General features: G+C 68.8%; 14 protein-coding genes. 4 read left to right on the top strand and 10 right to left on the bottom strand.

Going from position 1 to position 18,030, the window contains the following annotated elements:
* Window positions 1-222: 222 nt before the first annotated feature.
* Together R5O87_RS06780 and sufU are read left to right on the top strand one after the other, a co-directional pair.
* Entirely contained in the window at window positions 223-1,548 is a 1,326-nt protein-coding gene (locus tag R5O87_RS06780; protein ID WP_410555792.1) for a SufS family cysteine desulfurase, read from the top strand.
* Between the two features lie 42 nt (window positions 1,549-1,590).
* On the top strand, window positions 1,591-2,040 hold the full coding sequence (sufU, locus tag R5O87_RS06775) for a Fe-S cluster assembly sulfur transfer protein SufU (protein ID WP_387099937.1): 450 nt from the start codon (window positions 1,591-1,593) through the stop codon (window positions 2,038-2,040).
* 25 nt (window positions 2,041-2,065) lie between these two features.
* On the opposite strand, the gene nhaA is transcribed toward sufU, so the two are convergent.
* The 4 genes from nhaA to R5O87_RS06755 all read right to left on the bottom strand — a co-directional run bounded on the left by nhaA (window position 2,066) and on the right by R5O87_RS06755 (window position 5,891).
* Complete coding sequence (gene nhaA, locus R5O87_RS06770; RefSeq protein WP_410555789.1) at window positions 2,066-3,433, bottom strand: Na+/H+ antiporter NhaA; 1,368 nt, start codon at window positions 3,431-3,433, stop codon at window positions 2,066-2,068.
* A 172-nt stretch (window positions 3,434-3,605) separates the two neighbouring features.
* Complete coding sequence (locus R5O87_RS06765) at window positions 3,606-3,827, bottom strand: SCO4848 family membrane protein (RefSeq protein ID WP_410555788.1); 222 nt, start codon at window positions 3,825-3,827, stop codon at window positions 3,606-3,608.
* 4 nt (window positions 3,828-3,831) lie between these two features.
* Complete coding sequence (locus R5O87_RS06760) at window positions 3,832-4,329, bottom strand: DUF2505 domain-containing protein (RefSeq protein WP_410555787.1); 498 nt, start codon at window positions 4,327-4,329, stop codon at window positions 3,832-3,834.
* A gap of 47 nt (window positions 4,330-4,376) precedes the next feature.
* Entirely contained in the window at window positions 4,377-5,891 is a 1,515-nt protein-coding gene (locus R5O87_RS06755) for an SDR family oxidoreductase (RefSeq protein ID WP_410555825.1), read from the bottom strand.
* A gap of 272 nt (window positions 5,892-6,163) precedes the next feature.
* Here R5O87_RS06755 and mfd point away from each other — a divergent pair, with 272 nt between their 5' ends.
* Both mfd and R5O87_RS06745 read left to right on the top strand, forming a co-directional pair.
* Complete coding sequence (gene mfd / locus R5O87_RS06750) at window positions 6,164-9,934, top strand: transcription-repair coupling factor (protein ID WP_410555785.1); 3,771 nt, start codon at window positions 6,164-6,166, stop codon at window positions 9,932-9,934.
* A 5-nt stretch (window positions 9,935-9,939) separates the two neighbouring features.
* A complete protein-coding gene (locus R5O87_RS06745; RefSeq protein WP_410555784.1) occupies window positions 9,940-10,761 on the top strand; it encodes a metal-dependent hydrolase in 822 nt (273 codons plus the stop codon).
* A 97-nt stretch (window positions 10,762-10,858) separates the two neighbouring features.
* Here the strand turns inward: R5O87_RS06745 and R5O87_RS06740 are convergent, their stop codons facing one another.
* From R5O87_RS06740 to nirB, 6 genes are all read right to left on the bottom strand, one after another.
* Window positions 10,859-11,092 carry a hypothetical protein gene (locus R5O87_RS06740; protein ID WP_410555783.1) on the bottom strand — a complete coding sequence of 78 codons (234 nt, stop codon included), beginning with the start codon at window positions 11,090-11,092 and terminating at the stop codon, window positions 10,859-10,861.
* 46 nt (window positions 11,093-11,138) lie between these two features.
* Window positions 11,139-11,894, bottom strand: a complete 756-nt coding sequence (gene deoC, locus R5O87_RS06735) for a deoxyribose-phosphate aldolase (RefSeq protein WP_410555782.1) — start codon at window positions 11,892-11,894, stop codon at window positions 11,139-11,141.
* Window positions 11,895-11,977: 83 nt separating this feature from the next.
* On the bottom strand, window positions 11,978-12,844 hold the full coding sequence (locus tag R5O87_RS06730) for an FAD-dependent oxidoreductase (protein WP_410555781.1): 867 nt from the start codon (window positions 12,842-12,844) through the stop codon (window positions 11,978-11,980).
* Between the two features lie 262 nt (window positions 12,845-13,106).
* Entirely contained in the window at window positions 13,107-14,285 is a 1,179-nt protein-coding gene (locus tag R5O87_RS06725) for a uroporphyrinogen-III synthase (RefSeq protein ID WP_410555779.1), read from the bottom strand.
* A gap of 14 nt (window positions 14,286-14,299) precedes the next feature.
* Window positions 14,300-15,334, bottom strand: coding sequence for a uroporphyrinogen-III C-methyltransferase (cobA, locus tag R5O87_RS06720; protein WP_410555778.1), 1,035 nt, complete (start codon window positions 15,332-15,334; stop codon window positions 14,300-14,302).
* Window positions 15,335-15,336: 2 nt separating this feature from the next.
* Window positions 15,337-17,997, bottom strand: a complete 2,661-nt coding sequence (gene nirB / locus R5O87_RS06715; protein WP_410555777.1) for a nitrite reductase large subunit NirB — start codon at window positions 17,995-17,997, stop codon at window positions 15,337-15,339.
* Between the last annotated feature and the right edge of the window lie 33 nt (window positions 17,998-18,030).

Raw genomic sequence — 18,030 nt, 5'->3', positions numbered from 1 at the left:
TCTCCCCCCAGCCGTCGCCGGTCCTTACAGGTAGTCCGCAACAGGCGGATATCAAATGGCGTTGATAAGGGCGGCCCGCAGCGACGGGGGCCGCCCTTCGCATGTGCCGGGCCAGGCAGGCCGGCCAGGCGGGCCCGGCCAGGTGGGAGCCGCGCTGCCTCTGTTGCGCCGGAGGTGCTGTGGGACAATTGAGAGGTACCTCAAGGCACCCAAGGAGTCCCATTGGCCGTAGTATCAACGCCAACCACGCTGACGCGTGCCCTTTCTGCGATGGACAATGCCGAGGTCCTGCGGATCCGCAACGACTTTCCCGTGCTGAACCAGACGGTCAACGGACGTCCGCTCATCTATCTGGACTCCGGCGCCACCTCGCAGAACCCGCTGAGCGTGATCGAGGCGGAACAGGAATTCTACGAGCAGCGCAACGCTGCCGTGCACCGCGGTGCCCACCACCTTGCCGTCGAGGCCACTGAGGTGTTCGAGGACGCCCGGCAGACCGTGGCCGACTTTGTCGGGGCGGACTATGAGGAAATCGTCTGGACCTCCAACGCCACCGAGGGCCTGAACGTCATCAGCTATGCGTTGTCGAACGCCGCCCTGTGGGTTGCCCAGGGCCGCGGCGACGCGAAGCTGCGGGAGCTCGCCCTGGGGCCGGGCGACGAAATCGTGGTCACCGAAATGGAGCACCACGCCAACCTGATTCCCTGGCAGGAACTGGCGTACCGGACGGGTGCCACGCTGCGGCACATCCCGCTGGACGACGCCGGGGTGCTGCGGATGGACGAGGCAGCGGACATCGTGGGGGAGCGCACCCGGCTGCTGGCGTTCACCCACGCCTCAAATGTGCTGGGCACCATCAACCCGGTCAGCGAACTCGTGGCCCTCGCCCGCCGGGCAGGCGCCCTGGTGGTGCTGGATGCGTGCCAGTCGGCGCCGCACCTTGCCCTCGACGTCAACCAGCTGGATGTTGACTTCGCGGTGTTCTCCGGCCACAAGATGCTGGGTCCCACCGGCGTCGGTGTGCTGTACGGCAAGCAGGAGCTCCTGGACGTGCTCCCGCCCGTCCTGACCGGCGGTTCCATGATCACCACCGTGACCATGGAACGCGCGGAGTACCTTCCCGCGCCGCAGCGGTTCGAGGCCGGGACCCAGAAGATTTCGCAGGCCGTTGCCCTTGCCGCCGCAGTCAACTACCTGACGGAAACAGGCATCGACCGGGTGCACCGCTGGGAGTCCGAGCTCGGCCAGCGCATGGTGGCAGGCCTGGAAGCCATCGACGGCGTCCGTGTGCTGGGTCCGGCGGCCGGCCAGGACCGCATCGGCCTGGCGGCCTTCGACGTTGCCGGTGTCCACGCGCACGACGTCGGCCAGTTCCTTGACGCGCGGGGCATCGCGGTCCGCGTGGGCCACCATTGCGCGCAGCCGCTGCACCGGCGGCTGGGCCTGACGGCCACCACCCGGGCCAGCACCTACTTGTACAACACCACCGACGACGTGGATGAGTTCCTGGACGCCGTGTCCGGGGTCCGCGCCTACTTCCGGGCCTAGCCTCCACAGACTGGCCCGATCCCCGACGACAGGTACCTGAGCATGAGCCTCGACCAGCTTTACCAGCAGATCATCCTCGACCACTCCAAGGCCCGGCACGGCAGCGGACTGGCCGCTACGGCTGCCCCCGACGGCGCGTCAACCGGCCAGTCGCACCAGCTCAACCCCGTGTGCGGCGACGAGGTCACCCTCCGCGTGGCCGTGGACCACGGCACGGTCACGCAGCTGGCATGGGACGGGGCCGGCTGCTCGATCTCCATGGCCTCCGCCTCCGTGCTGAGCGAACTCGCCGAGGGCATGACCGTGGACGAACTCCGCTCGGTGATCGGCAACTTCCGTGAGGTCCTGCGGTCCCGCGGAAAAGTCCCGGCCGACCCGGAAATCCTGGGTGACGCCGCCGCCTTCGAAGGCGTGGCCCGCTATGCCGCGAGGGTCAAGTGCGCCATGATCTCCTGGGTCGCGGCCGAGGATGCCCTGAACCAGGCGGCCTGACCGCGCACCGCGGACCCGGGCCCTCTTAGCCGTCCTGTTCGGACCGTTCGAAGACATCCGGGACCCCGTCGCCGTCGTCGTCCCTTGCCTCCTCCGCCTCCAGGCGCCGGAAGTGCCTGTTGCGGGCCTTAAGCACGACGGCGGCCAGCACCGCCGCGGTCAGCGAACCGGTGAGGATCGCCACCTTTGCATGGTCGTCGTGGGCCGAGCCCGACCCGAAGCCCAGCTCTGCGATCAGCAGCGAGACGGTGAAGCCCACGCCGGCCAGGAGGGACAGCCCGGCGACGTCCACCCACCTCAGGCCGGCATCGAGCTGCGCGCGGGTGGTTTTCGTGACCAGGAATGTGGCCCCGAAGACGCCAACGGCCTTGCCCGCGACCAGTGCTGCCATGATGCCCACCGCCACGGGGTCGGCCAGGGCGGACGTCAGTCCCGAGGCGCCGCCGAGCGCCACGCCCGCCGAGAAGAACGCGAACACGGGGACCGCAAAACCCGCAGACAGCGGACGGAAACGGTGCTCCAGGCGTTCGGCCATACCGGTTTCTTCACTGCCGCCGTCGGAAGCCATGCTGCCCGGCTGGTGGCGCTCCCGCCGCGAGGCGGCCACCGGGACGGTGAAACCGAGCAGGACGCCCGCCACCGTGGCGTGGATGCCGGAGGCGTGCACCAGGCCCCAGGTGGCAGCAGCGAGCGGCAGGAGCAGATACCAGTGGGTGACCCGCTTCTGCACCAGCCAGGCGAACAGGGCCAGCGGGACAAGGGCCGCGAGCAGCAGGCCCGGCTGGAGCCCGGAGGAGTAGAAGAACGCAATGATGCCGATGGCGATCAGGTCATCAACCACGGCCAGGGTGAGCAGGAACGTCCTCAGCGCCGAGGGCAGATGCGTGTTGATGACGGCGAGCACCGCCAGCGCGAAGGCAATGTCGGTGGCGGTGGGGATCGCCCAGCCCCGCAGGGCCTCGGCCCCCTGGTTCCAGACGATGACCGAATAGATGATGGCCGGCACGGCAACGCCGCCCACGGCAGCCGTTACCGGGACCACCGCCCGGGACGGCCGGCGCAGGTCGCCGGAGACAAACTCGCGCTTGAGCTCGAGGCCGGCAATGAAGAAGAACAGTGCGAGCAGTCCGTCGGAGGCCCAGTGCCCCAGGCTCAGCTGCAGGTGCCAGGGCTCGTAGCCCAGCTTGAGGTCCCTCAGGCCAAAGTAGGCGTCAGCGGCGGGGGAGTTGGCCCAGATCAGCGCGGCCGCCGTGGCGGCCAGGAGGAGCGCGCCGCCGACCGTCTCCGTCCGGAGGATCGCGGCAATGCGCAGGTACTCGGGATAGGTGGAGCGGCTGAAAACCCGGAATTTGCGGGAGGGGAATTTGCGGGACGGGCGGGACGGCTTGGGCATCGGAGCTCCTCGCGAGGGATCGGCTAACGTCTTGCCGACCAGACTTCCCGGCGCACCTTGAATACAGCTTATCTGACCCGCGACCCTCCGCGGTTGGGCTTGCCGCCGCCGGTTGGGCTTGTCGAAATCCGGTTTCGACAAGCCCGACCAGCGGACTCTCAGCCGGCGCCGGTCAGCTGACCAGCGCCGCGATTCCGATGGCGGCGGTGGCGGCACCCAGCACCATGGATATGGTCACCAGGACCACGTGGACGGTGAGGAACTTCGTGGCCTTGCCGGCGGCGTCCCGTGCCCGCGGGTCCTTCATGACGCGGCGCAGGAACTGCGGCCACACCACCAGGGACCACACGCCCGAAACGATCAGGACCAACGCAATAAAGGCCGGGACGTCCACGTGACTAGTGGCTTTCGAGCCAGGCCTGGGCCTGCTGCGACTGGATGTTCAGTGCCTTGCCCACCATCGGTTCGGCGGCATCGGCGATCTTGCCGCCCAGGAACGGCACGGAGGACGTGACGTTGCCCTCGAGTTCAACCCGCGTGCTGCCGCCGTCAGCAACGAGACGCTGGACTGCGGACACGTCGATCGGCGCGCCGGAGATCTTCAGGGAGATGGTGCTCTGGCGCGAACCGTCGGCCGCCGGAGCTTCCCAGTTTTCCACCTGGGTCACCTTGAGGCTCTCGCCGACGAACTTGCGGGCGATTTCCGGCAGGCGGGTCGTCGGGAGCGTGCGCACGGACGTGGTGCTGAACTCTCCGGCGATGTCGCCAGCCACGGTGAAGGACTCGAGGCTGCCGCCGACGTACTCGCTGGTGTGGCGCTGGAAGTCTTCGTTCGCGAAGACTGCGGTGACGCTGTCGACGCCGTGGGGAAGTGTGGTGGAAGCACTCAGTGCCATTGATCCTCCGTCGTTGTGGGGTCAGAACGCTTTTTGCTCACCACATCCTACGGGGTTGGCCGCGCTTCGCCGGCACCGGGACGTCCGGCACCGTGCTCTGCGACGCCGGATTCCCCCTCGGCGGCAAGCCTCCGGGCCGCCGCGGTAATGTTGCGCGACATGGCCGGGAAGATGATGCTGTGGAACGGCAGAACGGCAAGCCAGTAGAGCCGCCCGCTGAGTCCTTTGGGGAAGAAAATGGCCCGCTGGCGGTACCTGCTTCCGGTGCCCGCGGGCTCCACGCAGAGTTCCAGCCAGGCCCGTCCCGGGGCGCGCATTTCTGCCCGCAGCCGGAGCAGGCGGCCGCGCTCAATCCGCTCCACGCGCCACCAGTCCACCACCTCACCGGCCACCAGATGGTGCGGATGCCGCCGGCCGCGGAGCAGGCCGGCCCCGCCCGTGAGCTTGTCCAGCCAGCCGCGGACGCTCCACGCCAGCGGAAGCGAGTACCAGCCGTTGCGGCCGCCAATCCCCTCGATGATCGTCCACACGTGCGACGGGTCCACGTCGCTGGCAAAGGTCCGTTCGTCGACGTACACCCGGTACCCGGCCCAGCCCGGATCGCTCGGCAGCGGGTCGGCGTCGGCGCCGGCGTTGGCCCAGGTGGTTTCCACCTGTCCGTCGCGTTCCTTACCGAGCGCCAAGGCAACGGCCCTGCGGTAGCGGGTCAGGCCGCCGTCGGGCTGTTTGATGTAGGTGTCGATGTCGTGTTCGGCGGAAATCGCGTCGTGCTGCAGGGACTGGACAAGCGGCACTGACATGGACAGCGGTATCGGGGTCACCAGGGCCACCCACAGCCCGGCCAGCCGGGGTGCCGGCACCGGAAGCGCCAGGACCGGGCGCGGCGGCAGGCCTGCCTCGGCTGCGTACTCCTTCATCATGCCGGCGTACGTCAGGACATCCCGGGAGCCGATGTCGAAGGTGCGGTTGAGCGGTTCAGCCAGAGATGCCGCCCCGATCAGGTAATGGAGCACGTCGCGTACGGCGATGGCTTCGATCCGGTTGCGGACCCAGCTGGGCGCCGGCATGAGGGGCAGGGTTTCGGCGAGGTGGCGGATCATTTCGAACGACGCGGAGCCGGAGCCGATCACCACACCGGCCTGGAACACGATGGCGTCGACGGGACTGTCGAGGAAGACCTGGCCCACCGCCTCGCGGGAGCGCATGTGCGTTGAAAGTGCCGTGTTGCGCGGGTGCAGGCCGCCCAGGTAGACGATCCGCCGGACGGCGGCTGCCGCGGCGGCGCCGGCCACAAGCTCGGCCATGGCTTTTTCCTTGGCTTCGAACCCGGAGCCTGCCGCCATGGAGTGGACCAGATAATACAGCACGTCCACGCCCTGCAGGGCTTCCGCCAGGGCAGCGGAGTCGTCGAGGCTGCTGCGGACCACCTCGACGTCGTCGAACCACGGCACGCCGGCGATCTTCTCCGGGGACCTGACCAGCACCTTGACACGGTGGCCGGCGTCCAGCAGCCGGGGAACCAGCCGGCCGCCGATGTACCCTGTGGCGCCCGTGACCAGCACCGTCTGGGCGCCGGTGCTGTTGCCGGCGGCTGCCGTGCCTCCGGCGCTGCTGTCATTTCCGCTGCTGTCATTTCCGGTCTGGTCGCTCACGGGAGTCTCCTTGGGGCGGCGGCATGGCTGAGTACACCTGCTCAGCAAGCTTAGCAATGCGGCATTCTGGACCCGGATGCCGCGCTCATGCCTGCAGGGGTAGGCTGGAAGCCCCGGCATTCGCAAGAATCTCGGCTTTTCGTGTTGCCTGCGTTCGAATGAGATTCCAGGAGTTCCCGCCCATGAACCCCAAAGGCCAGCGCCCCACCGGCCAGCCCTCCAATGGCCAGTCCCTGAACGGACTGCCACTCAACGGCCTGCGCCGCGTCCTGCACGCGGACAAGACGTTCGCCCGGGTGCAGGCCGAGGCCGGACGGAGCTTCAGCATCCGCAGCGAGGACTACCAGATCAGCGCCCCGGCAGGCCTGCGGCCCGTGCTCCTGGCCGAGATGGCGGACGGCCTGCTGAACGCGGCGGCCGACGGGAACTCCGCTGACCACAGCGCCGACCACACCGCGCCGGGTGTTGTCCTGGCTGTGACCGCGACCGGACGCGAGGCCGAGGACCTGGCCGCCGCCCTCCGCGCCTACCTGCCGGCCAACGCCGTGGCCGAGTTCCCCAGCTGGGAGACCCTCCCGCACGAGCGGCTCTCCCCGCGGTCGGACACCGTGGGCCGCCGCCTGTCGGTCCTGCGGCGCCTCGCCCATCCTGAAGACGCAGCCCGTCCCGCAGATGCACACCCGGAAAATACAGCCCATCCGGAAAACGCAGCAGGCCCGCTGCGCGTGGTGGTGGCCCCCGTCCGCGCCGTGGTCCAGCCGATCGTGGCCGGCCTGGGGGACCTGGTTCCGGTGACGCTGAAGGTCGGCCAGGAAGTGCCGTTCACCGACGTGATCAAGAACCTGGCGGCCGCCGCCTACGCCCGCGTGGACATGGTGACCCGCCGTGGTGAGTTCGCCGTCCGCGGCGGCATGCTCGACGTCTTTCCGCCCACCGAGGACCACCCCATCCGGGTGGAGTTCTTCGGTGACGAGGTGGACCAGATGCGGTGGTTCGCCGTCGCCGACCAGCGCTCGCTGTCCGCTCCCGGCGTGCACCATCCCACCGAGCTTCATGCCCCGCCGTGCCGCGAAATCCTCATCACCCCGTCGGTGATGTCCCGGGCCGCGACGCTGAAGCCCCAGCTGCCCGCGGCTGCCGACATGCTGGAGAAGATCGCCGGCGGCATTGCCGTGGAAGGCATGGAATCCCTCGCGCCCGTCCTCGTGGACGCCATGGTCCCGTTCATGGAACAGCTGCCCGCAGGCTCCATCTCGGTGATCATCGAACCGGAGAAGGTCCGCACCCGCGCCCACGATCTCGCAGCCACCAACGAGGAGTTCCTGGAGGCCGCATGGTCCACAGCCTCCGACGGCGGGGCCGCGCCCCTGGACCTCAGCTCGCAGGCCTCGGCAGCCCTGCATTCCGCCAGCTTCCGTTCCCTGGCCGAGACCCGCTCCGCTGCCCTCGGGAACGAGGTGTCCTGGTGGTCCATCACATCGCTGGCCACGGACGAGGAACTGACGCCGGACATCGACGTGCTCAACCTCCACGCCCGCGAACCGCGCGGCTACCAGGGCGACGTGGCCGAGATGATGGACTTCATCGGCTCGCACGTGCGGGACCAGTGGCGGATTGTCGTGGCCACCGAGGGCCCCGGCCCGGCGCAGCGCCTGGCTGAACTGTTCCACGACGCGGACATCCCCTGCGCCCGGGTGGACACACTGGACCACGAGCCCCAGGCGGGGATCATCGAGGTGACGACCGCCGCCGTCGGACGCGGTTTTGTCCTGGACGGCCTGAAACTCGGTCTCCTGACCGAGGCCGACCTGCTGGGCCGCACCTCCGCAGGCTCCACGAAGGACATGCGCCGCATGCCGTCCAAGCGGCGGAACGCCGTGGATCCGCTGCAGCTGGTGGCCGGCGACTTCGTGGTCCATGAACAGCACGGCATCGGCCGGTTCGTGGAACTCCTTCAGCGCAAGGTGGCCGGCGGCAGCGACGGGGTGCGCGAATACCTCGTGCTGGAGTACGCGCCGTCGAAGCGCGGGGCACCGGGGGACAGGCTGTTCGTCCCCACTGACCAGCTGGACCAGGTGACCCGCTACGTCGGCGGCGACACCCCCGTGCTCAGCAAGATGGGCGGCGCCGACTGGGCCAGCACCAAGTCCAAGGCCCGCCGGGCGGTCAAGGAAATCGCCGGCGAGCTCATCCGGCTCTACTCAGCGCGGATGGCCTCGCGCGGCCACGCCTTCGCGCCGGACACGCCGTGGCAGCGCGAGCTGGAAGAGGCCTTCCCGTATGTGGAAACCCCGGACCAGCTCACCACCATCAACGAGGTCAAGGCCGACATGGAGCGCGAGATCCCCATGGACCGGCTGGTCTCCGGCGACGTCGGCTACGGCAAGACCGAGATCGCCGTCCGCGCCGCCTTCAAGGCCGTGCAGGACGGCAAGCAGGTGGCGGTGCTGGTGCCCACCACCCTGCTCGCCCAGCAGCACTACGAGACGTTCACCGAGCGGTTCTCCGGCTTCCCGCTCCGGGTGAAGCCGCTGTCCCGGTTCCAGGCGTCCAAGGAGGCCAAGGAAACCGCCGAGGGCGTGAAGAACGGGTCCGTGGACGTGGTGATCGGCACGCACCGGCTGCTGTCCAAGGATTTCGAGTTCAAGGACCTCGGCCTGGTGATCGTGGACGAGGAGCAGCGTTTCGGCGTCGAGCACAAAGAAGCGCTGAAGAAGATGCGCACCAACGTGGACGTCCTGGCCATGAGCGCCACCCCGATCCCGCGGACGCTCGAAATGTCGCTCACCGGCATCCGCGAAACGTCCACCCTGGCCACGCCGCCGGAGGAACGCCACCCGGTGCTCACCTACGTGGGCCCGTACACGGACAAGCAGACTTCCGCCGCCATCCGCCGCGAGCTGATGCGCGAGGGCCAGGTGTTCCTCGTCCACAACCGCGTCTCCACGATCGAAAAGACCGCAGCCAAAATCCGCGAACTCGTCCCCGAAGCCAGGGTCGAGGTGGCCCATGGCAAGATGTCCGAGAGCCGGCTGGAGCAGATGATCGTCGACTTCTGGGAGAAGCGCTTCGACGTCCTCGTATGCACCACCATCATCGAAACCGGCCTGGACATCTCCAACGCCAACACCCTGATCGTGGACGGCGCGGATAAGTACGGCCTGTCGCAGCTGCACCAGCTGCGCGGCCGCGTGGGCCGCGGACGCGAACGCGCCTACGCCTACTTCCTCTACCCCTCCGAGAAGCCCCTGGGCGAGGTGGCGCTGGAACGGCTGAAGGCCGTGGCCACCCACAACGAGCTCGGCGCGGGCATGCAGCTGGCCATGAAGGACCTGGAGATCCGAGGCGCCGGCAACCTGCTGGGCGGCGAGCAGTCAGGCCACATCCAAGGCGTCGGCTTCGACCTCTACATCCGCCTGGTGGGCGAGGCCGTGGCCGAATACCGCGGTGAAGCCGAGGAGAAGGCCGCCGAGATGAAGATCGAGCTGCCCGTCAACGCCCACCTGCCGCACGACTACGTGCCGGGGGAGCGGCTGCGGCTGGAGGCCTACCGCAAGCTTGCGTCCGCCGTGACCAACGAGGCCATCGACGAGGTCCTCGCCGAGCTCGTCGACCGCTACGGCGAGCCGCCGCTGCCCGCGCAGAACCTGGTGGCCGTCGCGCGCTTCCGGGTGGGTGCCCGCGAGGCCGGGCTGTCCGACGTCGCCCTGCAGGGAAACTTCATCCGCTTCTCCCCGGCGCAGCTGCCAGAATCGAAGACCATGCGGCTCAACCGCATGTACCCGGGCGCGCAGTCCAAGCCTGCCCTCGACGCCGTGCTCATCCCCAAGCCGAAAACGGCCAGGATCGGCGGCCGCGACCTCCAGGACGCCGAAATCCTGGAATGGGCCGACGGCGTCATCCGCAACATCTTCGCCGACGCTCCGGTCCCGCTCGAAGCCACGAAGGGCTAACCGTGATGGGAGGGCACCACGCCGCGTCGGGAGCCGCGGCGTGGGTGGCTGTTGCCGCGACGGGGCCGTACACGCTTGGCTGGTATCCGCTGGACCCCACCGGCGTGCTGATCGGCGGCATGGCGACGGCGGGCACCGCCCTGGTGTGCGACTGGGACCACCGCTCCAGCACCGTGGCGCACTCGCTGCCGCCGCTGTCCAACATGATCGCCGTGGGCATCGAGAATGCCAGCGGCGGCCACCGGCAGGGCACGCACTCGGTGTTGGGGGCGGCCATGTTCGTGCTGCTCGCCGCGGTTGCCGCGCAGGTCCAGGTGGAGACACCGTGGGGTGTGCTGTCCGTCGGCGCCGGGCTGTTGTGCATGTTCATGATCAACATCGCCGCCAAGGCCCTGAAGCTGTTCCCGAAGTCCGGGTGGATCAGCAACTGGATCTTCGCGCTTGTCATGGCCGGCCTGGTGACCTGGTTCGCGCCGCACCAGTGGACCTGGCTGCCCATGTCCATGCTGATCGGCGTCGTGGTCCACATCGTGGGGGACATGGTGACCACCGGCGGTGTTCCGCTCCTCTGGCCGCTGGTGATCAAGCCGCCAAAGTTCCTGCGCCGGCTGTGGGTGCTGCGGAACTTCTGGCGGCCCAACGGTGCCTTCTCCATTCCGCTGCTGGGCCGTGCCGGGTCGCGGCGGGAGTGGCTGGTGCTGATCCCGGTGAGCGGCTACGCGATGGTGGGGATGTGCCTGGCGGCCTGGTCCCTGGCCGGTGCGCATTTCCCCGCTGCCCTGGCCCTGGCCGGCCGGCTGGCCAGCAGCCTGCTGGGACTGCCGTGACTGAGAGTTAATGACCGGGGCCCGCGGGCTGACTGAGAGTTAAACGACTGAAGCCCCGGCAAATTCCGGGGCTTCAGTCTTTAAGGCTGCGTGGCGTTTAGTACTCGCCGGCCGAATCGGAGCGGCCGGTGATGGTCTGCGGGATCCAGAATGCGAGGGCGAAGAGGCCAAGGCACACGGCCATCGGCCACGGGTTGCCCAGCGTCAGGAAGGACAGCGAGTAGATGGCGCCCAGGAACAGGGCCATGATCACCACGAAGAGGACGATGCTGCCGGCCAGCGGGTTCTCGTTCTGGGGCGTCTTTACGTGCTGGTCGGTCTTGCTGGACATTCATTCCTCCTCGGCCCCGCGGGGCTCAAACTGTGGCTGCCGCCGGTCAGTACGCAGACGAACCCTGTTCGCCTTTGACGATTGCAATACCGGAGCTGGCGCCAATACGTGTTGCACCTGCAGCAATCATAGCCTGTGCGTCCTCGAGGGAGCGCACGCCGCCGGACGCCTTGACACCCAGGTCCGGGCCCACGGTGCGCCGCATAAGGGCGATGTCTTCCACGGTGGCGCCGCCGCCGTTGAAGCCCGTTGAGGTCTTGACGAAGTCGGCCCCGGCCTCCACGGCCGCTTCGCACGCCAGGACCTTCTGGTCATCGCTGAGCAGCCCAGTCTCGATGATGACCTTGAGGACCGCCTCCTCGGCGTGCACGGCCTCGGCCACGGCCTTGATATCGTCCACCAGTGCGCCCTTGTCCGAAGCCCTGGCGGCGGCGATGTCGATGACCATGTCCACTTCATCGGCGCCGTCCAGCACGGCCCCGCGCGCCTCGAACGCCTTGACGTCGCCGGGCGTGGCGCCGAGCGGGAATCCCGCCACGGAACACGTGAGCACGCCGGTGCCCCTGAGGGCTCTCTTGACCGTCTTGACCCACAGCGGGTTCACGCATACCGACTTGAATTTGTACTCGGCGGCCTCGGCACACACCTTGAGGATGTCCGCCTCGCTGGCCTCCGGCTTCAGCAGCGTGTGGTCGATGTAGGAAGCGATGCCCGGCGCCCCGCTGCCTTCCCCTGCACGTTCGCTGTGGGATCCTGCGGGGCTGGTCGCGGTGCCCGTTCCGGGGCTGGCTTCGTTGCTCATGCTGGTCCTTTCCACGGGCCTCAGGCCGACGGCACCGCGGGTATCGCGGTGCCCTTTCGAACCATCCTGCCACAGCGGGATAGCTACGCAGCGGTGGCCAGTTGTCCCCGGGAAAGCGCCGCCATGAGCTCCGCAGCGCAGGCGCCGGCGGCGGACCCGGACGCCACCAGCAGACCCAGCCGCACGCCGTCGAACGCTGCCGCATCCCCGATGGCCCAGATGCCCGGCACGGAGGACCGGAAGTCGCGGCCAACGACGATCCCGCCCGATGCTGCCGTCTTCACCCCGGCGGCGGCAGCCAGGCCGTCCCGGGGCGTGCGGTCCTCGGCGAGGACCACGAGGTCGCCGTTCATCCGGCTGCCGTCCTCGAACACGATGCCGGCAGCCGGCAGCACGGAACCGGCAAGCGTGGGCACGACGGCGGCGGGCCGGGCGGTGGTGCGCACGGGACGGACGCCGCGGGCACGGAGCACCGCTTCGGCCTGTCCGGCGGCGGGACCGGTGCCCACCAGGATGCCCAGCGGCCTGCGGCCAAGGACCCGGGTGACTTCCTTGACCGCGTGGCCGATCTTGGCGGCGTCGTCGATGGTGGAGTAGCTGAGGCAGCGGCCGGAGCCGTCCACCGGCGAGTCCACCGGGGCCGAGCCGGTGGCGATGACCAGTTCGTCGTAGCCGAATTCCATGCCGTCGGCGGTGGTGACCACCTTGGCCGCAGCGTCGATGTGGCTGGCCGGCTGGCCCAAGCGTACGGAGACGAACGGCAGGGCGGCCAGCTCCAGCAGGTCGTCGTCGGCGTCGTCGCGGCTGCTCAGCACGGTGACGGTGCCAGCGAACTGTGCTGCGGCCAGCCGGGCCACGAGCGCCCGGGCGGCCGGGCCTGCCCCGGCGATAAGGATCCTGGCGGAGGCGGATGCGGTATTGGTGGACGGAAACTGTGCCGGAGCGGACATGTGCGGGCCCTTTCGAATGCTGCACCAGGCGGGCCGGTCTGGGGCCCTGTTGTGCTGATGGGACCCAGCCTAGGGGGAGCGTTTTTCGCGGGTGTTTCCCTGCCGTTGCGGAATTGTCCCCGGCCGTTCAATGCTTTTTACCGCCCGGTAACAAAAGGGAGTTTTCGTCCAGATATCGCGCCCTAAACCACGTTTAGAGGCCATTATCTGGACAAAAACTCCCTTTGTTATTCGCGTCACGTTATTCGCGGCGCACCTGCCGCTAGACGCGGATGCGGTAGCCGCGCTTGACCACGGTTTCCACGAGCTTGCCGTCCGGCAGGGAGGAGCGAAGCCGGCTGACCGTCATGTCCAGCGCGTGCACCGAGCCGCGCAGTTCCAGCAGCTCGGACAGCGACTCCCGGGACAGGACCGCCCCGCCGGCGCCCAGCAGCGCACGGAGCAGCAGCAGCGGGGCCGGGGCGATCTCCACGGCCTCGCCGTCGATCCGCAGCGACCGGCCGCGCAGTTCCACATTCCCGGACCGCGTGTCCAGGCGGCGCACATGGTTCAGCGCCAGGTGCTCGCAGACCAGCCTGATCAGTGCGCCCATCCGGAAGCGCTCCGGCACCAGGGGAGTGATGCCGGCGTCCAGCAGCGGCTGGGCGGTCACGGGACCGACGACGGCGGTCGTCACGGTGGTCTTGAGGCTCTCCACGAGCTGCTTGTACAGCCCCATCTCGTGGGCCGTGCTCCACATGGCATCCACGGCCGGGGCGCTCGTGAACGTCAGGACGTCCAGGTTGCCGCTGCACGCAGCCTCGATCAGGCGGGGGAGGCGGTCGGCGCCGTCGGGCTTCACCCAGCGGTACGGGGTCACGGTCAGGACCGTGGCGCCGGACATCCGCAGCCGCTCCAGCTGGCGGACGTCAGTGTAGCCGTGCAGCTGCACTGCCACGGTCTTGCCGCGCACACCCTCGGCCAGCAGCATGTCCACCAGCGTTGCGGTGGTCTCGTCGCTGCTGATTCCGACGTCGGCCAGGCCGGCCGCGCGCACGGCGCCGCGGGCTTTGGGTCCCCGGACGAACATCCGGGTGGCGCCCAGCGTCTCCAGCAGCTCCTCGCCGATGCCCGACGCGTCCGCCGCCTCGCACCAGCGGCGCATGCCGTAGGCGGTGGTGGCGATGCAAAGGTCGGGCTTGGCCGCGATGATCGCCTTGGTGTCCTCGATGAGGCTGATGTCCTCGTTCACCGGGGCGATCTTCAGGGCCGGGGCGTGCAGGACCTCGGCGCCGCGGCGTTCCAGGGCCTCGATGAGGTCCCGCGAACGGCGGTGGGACGTCACCCCGATCCGGAAGCCTTCCAGCGGTGCCTCTGCGGATGACTCGGGCGCGGTTTCGGCCTGTGCTGTCTCAGCGGGCGCGGTTTCGGCAGGTGCTGTTTCGGTGGCTAGTGCATTCATTGCGTTCATGCCTATCACGAACCCAGCAGCGAGGCCGCCAGGCGGTCGAGCTCCGCCGCGGCCTCGGCATGCCCGCGGTTGGCCTCAGCCACCCGCACCACCTCGCCGATCACCAGGACGGCGGGGTTGCTGCAGCCGGCGGCGGCAGTGGCGATATTTCCCAGTTCCGCGATGGTGGTCTTCTGGCCCGGCCGGTAGCCGCGCTCCACCACAGCCATGGGCATGTCGGTGCGCATCCCGGCGCGGCGCAGGCCGGCGGCGAGATGGTGCAGCGTGCCGATGCCCATCAGCACCACGATGGTTCCACCCAGGCCGGCAAGATGCATGAGTTCCTTCTCCGTGAGCGGCGCGTGGCCGGACACCACCGTGAACATGTGGCTGACTTCACGGTGCGTCACGGGGATGCCGGCGGCTGCCGGCACGGAGATGGCGCTGGTGACGCCGGAAATGACGCGGACGGGGACGCCGGCGGCCACGCAGGACGCCACTTCCTCGCCGCCGCGGCCGAAGACGTACGGATCGCCGCCCTTGAGCCGCACCACGTTGTTGCCTTCCAGCGCGGAGGCGACCATGAGCTTCTCGATGTCGCCCTGGCTTACCTTGTGGTGTCCCGGACGCTTCCCGACGTCGACCAGTTCGGCTGAGGTGAGGGACGCCAGCTCCTGGTACGGGGCCAGCCGGTCGTAGAACACGACGTCGGCATCACGGAGGGCCTTGACGGCCGCCACGGTCAGCAGCTCGCCGGTGCCCGGGCCGCCGCCAACGAGCGTGACATGGCCCGCCCGGCCGGCGGCCGGCTCGGCCGCCACGGGAATACCGGCGGCGCGGCAGCGGTCCAGCAGCGGCTCCCAGCCCGGCTGGCCATCGTCGACGGCGGCAACCAGGAAGGGGCGCTCGGGCAGCGGGCCGTCGTGCCCCGCACCCTGCGGGGTGCTGAGGCGGGAGACGACGGCGCCGGCTGCCTCGTAGCGGCGGACGGCCTGGCGGGCGGCGAAGTCGGAGCCGGTGACCAGGACGTCGCGGCCGGTGAGATCAATGCTGAGCTGCATGCCTATACCTCCTTCTCGTCAAGCAGTTCCGGCGTGGAGGGCCGCACGGGGATAGAGGCCCCGATCAGCACTGGCTGCTGAACGGCTTGCGCCTTCTCCTCAGCCGTTGCCGGGCGCATCTGGCCGCGCTCGTCCGGGACGAAGGTGATGGAATCATCCTTCTGGTCGGGGGCGTTGACGAAGGAGCGGAACCGGCGCAGGCGCTCGGGGTCCTTCAGGGTGTCGGCCCACTCGTCGATGTAGGTGTCCACGTGCTTGGCCATGGCTGCCTCGAGGTCCTCGGCGATGCCCAGGGTGTCCTTGACCACCACGTCCTCCACGTGCTTGATGCCGCCGTCGAGCTCCTCCTGCCAGCGCGCGGTGCGCTGCAGGCGGTCGGCGGTGCGGATGTAGTACATGAAGTACCGGTCGATGTACTTGATCAGGGTCTCGTCGTCCAGGTCCTTGGCCAGCAGCTGGGCGTGGGCCGGGGTGGCACCGCCGTTGCCGCCGACGTACAGGTTCCAGCCGTCCGCGGTGGCGATCACGCCGACGTCCTTGCCGCGGGCCTCGGCACATTCGCGGGCGCAGCCGGAGACGCCCATCTTGAGCTTGTGCGGGCTGCGGAGGCCGCGGTAGCGGAGCTCCAGCTGGATGGCCATGGCCACCGAGTCCTGGACGCCGAAGCGGCACCAGGTGGAACCGACGCAGGACTTCACCGTGCGCAGGCTCTTGCCGTAGGCCTGGCCGGATTCGAAGCCGGCGTCCACCAGTTCCTTCCAGATTTCGGGCAGCTGCTCCAGCCGGGCACCGAACATGTCGATGCGCTGGCCGCCGGTGATCTTGGTGTACAGGTTGTACTTTTCGGCGACGGCTGCGATGACGCCGAGCTTCTTCGGGGTGATCTCGCCGCCGGCGATGCGGGGGACCACCGAGTAGGTGCCGTCCTTCTGCATGTTGGCCAGTGCGCGGTCGTTGGTGTCCTGCAGGGTGCCGCGGCCGGCGTCCAGGACGTAGTTGCTGTTCTGGCTCGCGAGGATGTTGGCGATGGTCGGCTTGCAGATGTCGCAGCCCGCGCCGGTGCCGTACTTGGCCATGATCTCCTCGAAGGAGGTCAGTTCCAGGACACGGATGGCGTCGAACAGTTCCTGGCGGGACAGCTCGATGTGCTCGCACAGCGCCTTGGAGACCTCGACGCCGGACTTGGTCAGTTCGGTTTCCAGCAGCTTCTTCAGCATCGGCACGCAGGAACCGCACTGGGTTCCGGCGCGGGTGCAGCCCTTGAGTTCGCCCAGTTCCTGGACGGGGGCGTTGCCGTCGCAGGCGCCGCAGCCGTTGATGGCGTCGCGGATGGTTCCGGCGGTCACGTTGTTGCAGGAGCACAGGGTGGCGTCGTCCGGCAGTTCGGTCTCGGGGGCTTCCCCGCCGCCGGCGGCCGTGAGGTAGGCGCCGGGTTCTGCCGGGAGCTCGCGGCCCAGGAGCGGGCGGAGGCTGGTGTAGGGGGCTGCATCGCCAACGAAGATGCCGCCGAGCAGGGTCTTGGCGTCGTCGGTGGTGACGATCTTCTGGTAGACGCCGCGGGCGGGGTCTGCGTAGACAATCTCGAGGGCGTGCTCGGTCCTGGCGAACGCATCGCCAAAGCTGGCCACGTCCACGCCGGAAAGCTTGAGCTTGGTGGCGGTGTCGAAACCGGGGAAGGTGGCCTCGCCGCCGTGCAGCCGGTCGGCGACGATCTCGGCCATCGTGTTGGCCGGGGCCACCAGGCCCAGGCACATGCCTTCGAAGTTGGCGACCTCGCCGATGGCCCAGATGCCGGGCACCTGGGTGGCGCAGTAGTCGTTGATCACCACGCCGCCGCGGGGGCCAAGGTCAAACAGGGACTCTTCGCCTTCGGCGGCCCGGAAGAGCTCATCGCGCGGCTTGACGCCGATCGCCACGATGACGATGTCGGCCGGAATGATGCGGCCGTCGGCCATCAGCACCCCGGTGACCTGGCCGTCGTCGTCCGCCTGGATTTCGGACGGGAACACGCCGCCGTGGACTTCGAAGCCCTTCGCCTCGATGAGGCGGCCCAGCGCCTGGCCGGCGCCTTCATCGAGCTGGGTGTTCATGAGCCAGGGGGCGCCGTTGATGACAACGGGGGTGGCGCCTAGCTGTTCGGTGCCGGCCGCGGATTCGAGGCCGAGGAGGCCGCCGCCGATGGTCACGGCGTTGACCTTGCGGCCGAGCTTTTCGGTGAGTTCGGCGATGGACTTGTTGATGGCCCAGACGTCTTCGAGGGTGCGGTAGACGTGCACGCGCTCGGCACCGGGCAGCGGGAGCCGGGCGGCATCCGAACCGGTGGCAACCACCAGTTCGTCGTAGTCATAGGTGTTGCCGGCGGCGGTTTCAACGGACTTGCCTGCGGTGTCGATCTTCACCACGCGTTCGCCGGTCTGCAGGGTGAGCGACTCGTGGTCCCACATGGAAGCCGTACCCAGCGTCAGGTCAACGGTGCTGTCCGTGAGGGCCTTGCTCAGGGCAACGCGGTCATAGGGCAGGTGGGCTTCCTCGGTCAGAACAGTTACCTGCCAGCCCTCGAGGCCGCGGGCATGCATGGCGTCCGCAAAACGGTGGGCTGCAGGGCCGCCGCCGGCGACCACAATGCGGCGCGGAGTCGATGAGGTTGAAGTCTGTTCGGTCACTGTGGGCCTTTCGCATGGGCCGCAGACGGTGCT

Origin of the sequence: Arthrobacter globiformis, from assembly GCF_046536215.2 — a bacterium.
Lineage (GTDB): Bacteria > Actinomycetota > Actinomycetes > Actinomycetales > Micrococcaceae > Arthrobacter > Arthrobacter globiformis_E.
Note: the sequence above shows the minus strand (reverse complement) of the source record. Positions and strands in the feature narration are given on the sequence as shown.

What these genes read in the sequence shown, in the direction of transcription:
- nhaA (WP_410555789.1), bottom strand. Translation starts at nt 3,433, where the DNA reads ATGCCCAAGCCGTCCCGCCCGTCCCGCAAATTCCCCTCCCGCAAATTC.
- R5O87_RS06745 (WP_410555784.1), top strand. Translation starts at nt 9,940, where the DNA reads ATGGGAGGGCACCACGCCGCGTCGGGAGCCGCGGCGTGGGTGGCTGTT.
- R5O87_RS06740 (WP_410555783.1), bottom strand. Translation starts at nt 11,092, where the DNA reads ATGTCCAGCAAGACCGACCAGCACGTAAAGACGCCCCAGAACGAGAAC.
- R5O87_RS06725 (WP_410555779.1), bottom strand. Translation starts at nt 14,285, where the DNA reads ATGAATGCACTAGCCACCGAAACAGCACCTGCCGAAACCGCGCCCGCT.
- sufU (WP_387099937.1), top strand. Translation starts at nt 1,591, where the DNA reads ATGAGCCTCGACCAGCTTTACCAGCAGATCATCCTCGACCACTCCAAG.
- deoC (WP_410555782.1), bottom strand. Translation starts at nt 11,894, where the DNA reads ATGAGCAACGAAGCCAGCCCCGGAACGGGCACCGCGACCAGCCCCGCA.
- cobA (WP_410555778.1), bottom strand. Translation starts at nt 15,334, where the DNA reads ATGCAGCTCAGCATTGATCTCACCGGCCGCGACGTCCTGGTCACCGGC.
- R5O87_RS06760 (WP_410555787.1), bottom strand. Translation starts at nt 4,329, where the DNA reads ATGGCACTGAGTGCTTCCACCACACTTCCCCACGGCGTCGACAGCGTC.
- R5O87_RS06730 (WP_410555781.1), bottom strand. Translation starts at nt 12,844, where the DNA reads ATGTCCGCTCCGGCACAGTTTCCGTCCACCAATACCGCATCCGCCTCC.
- mfd (WP_410555785.1), top strand. Translation starts at nt 6,164, where the DNA reads ATGAACCCCAAAGGCCAGCGCCCCACCGGCCAGCCCTCCAATGGCCAG.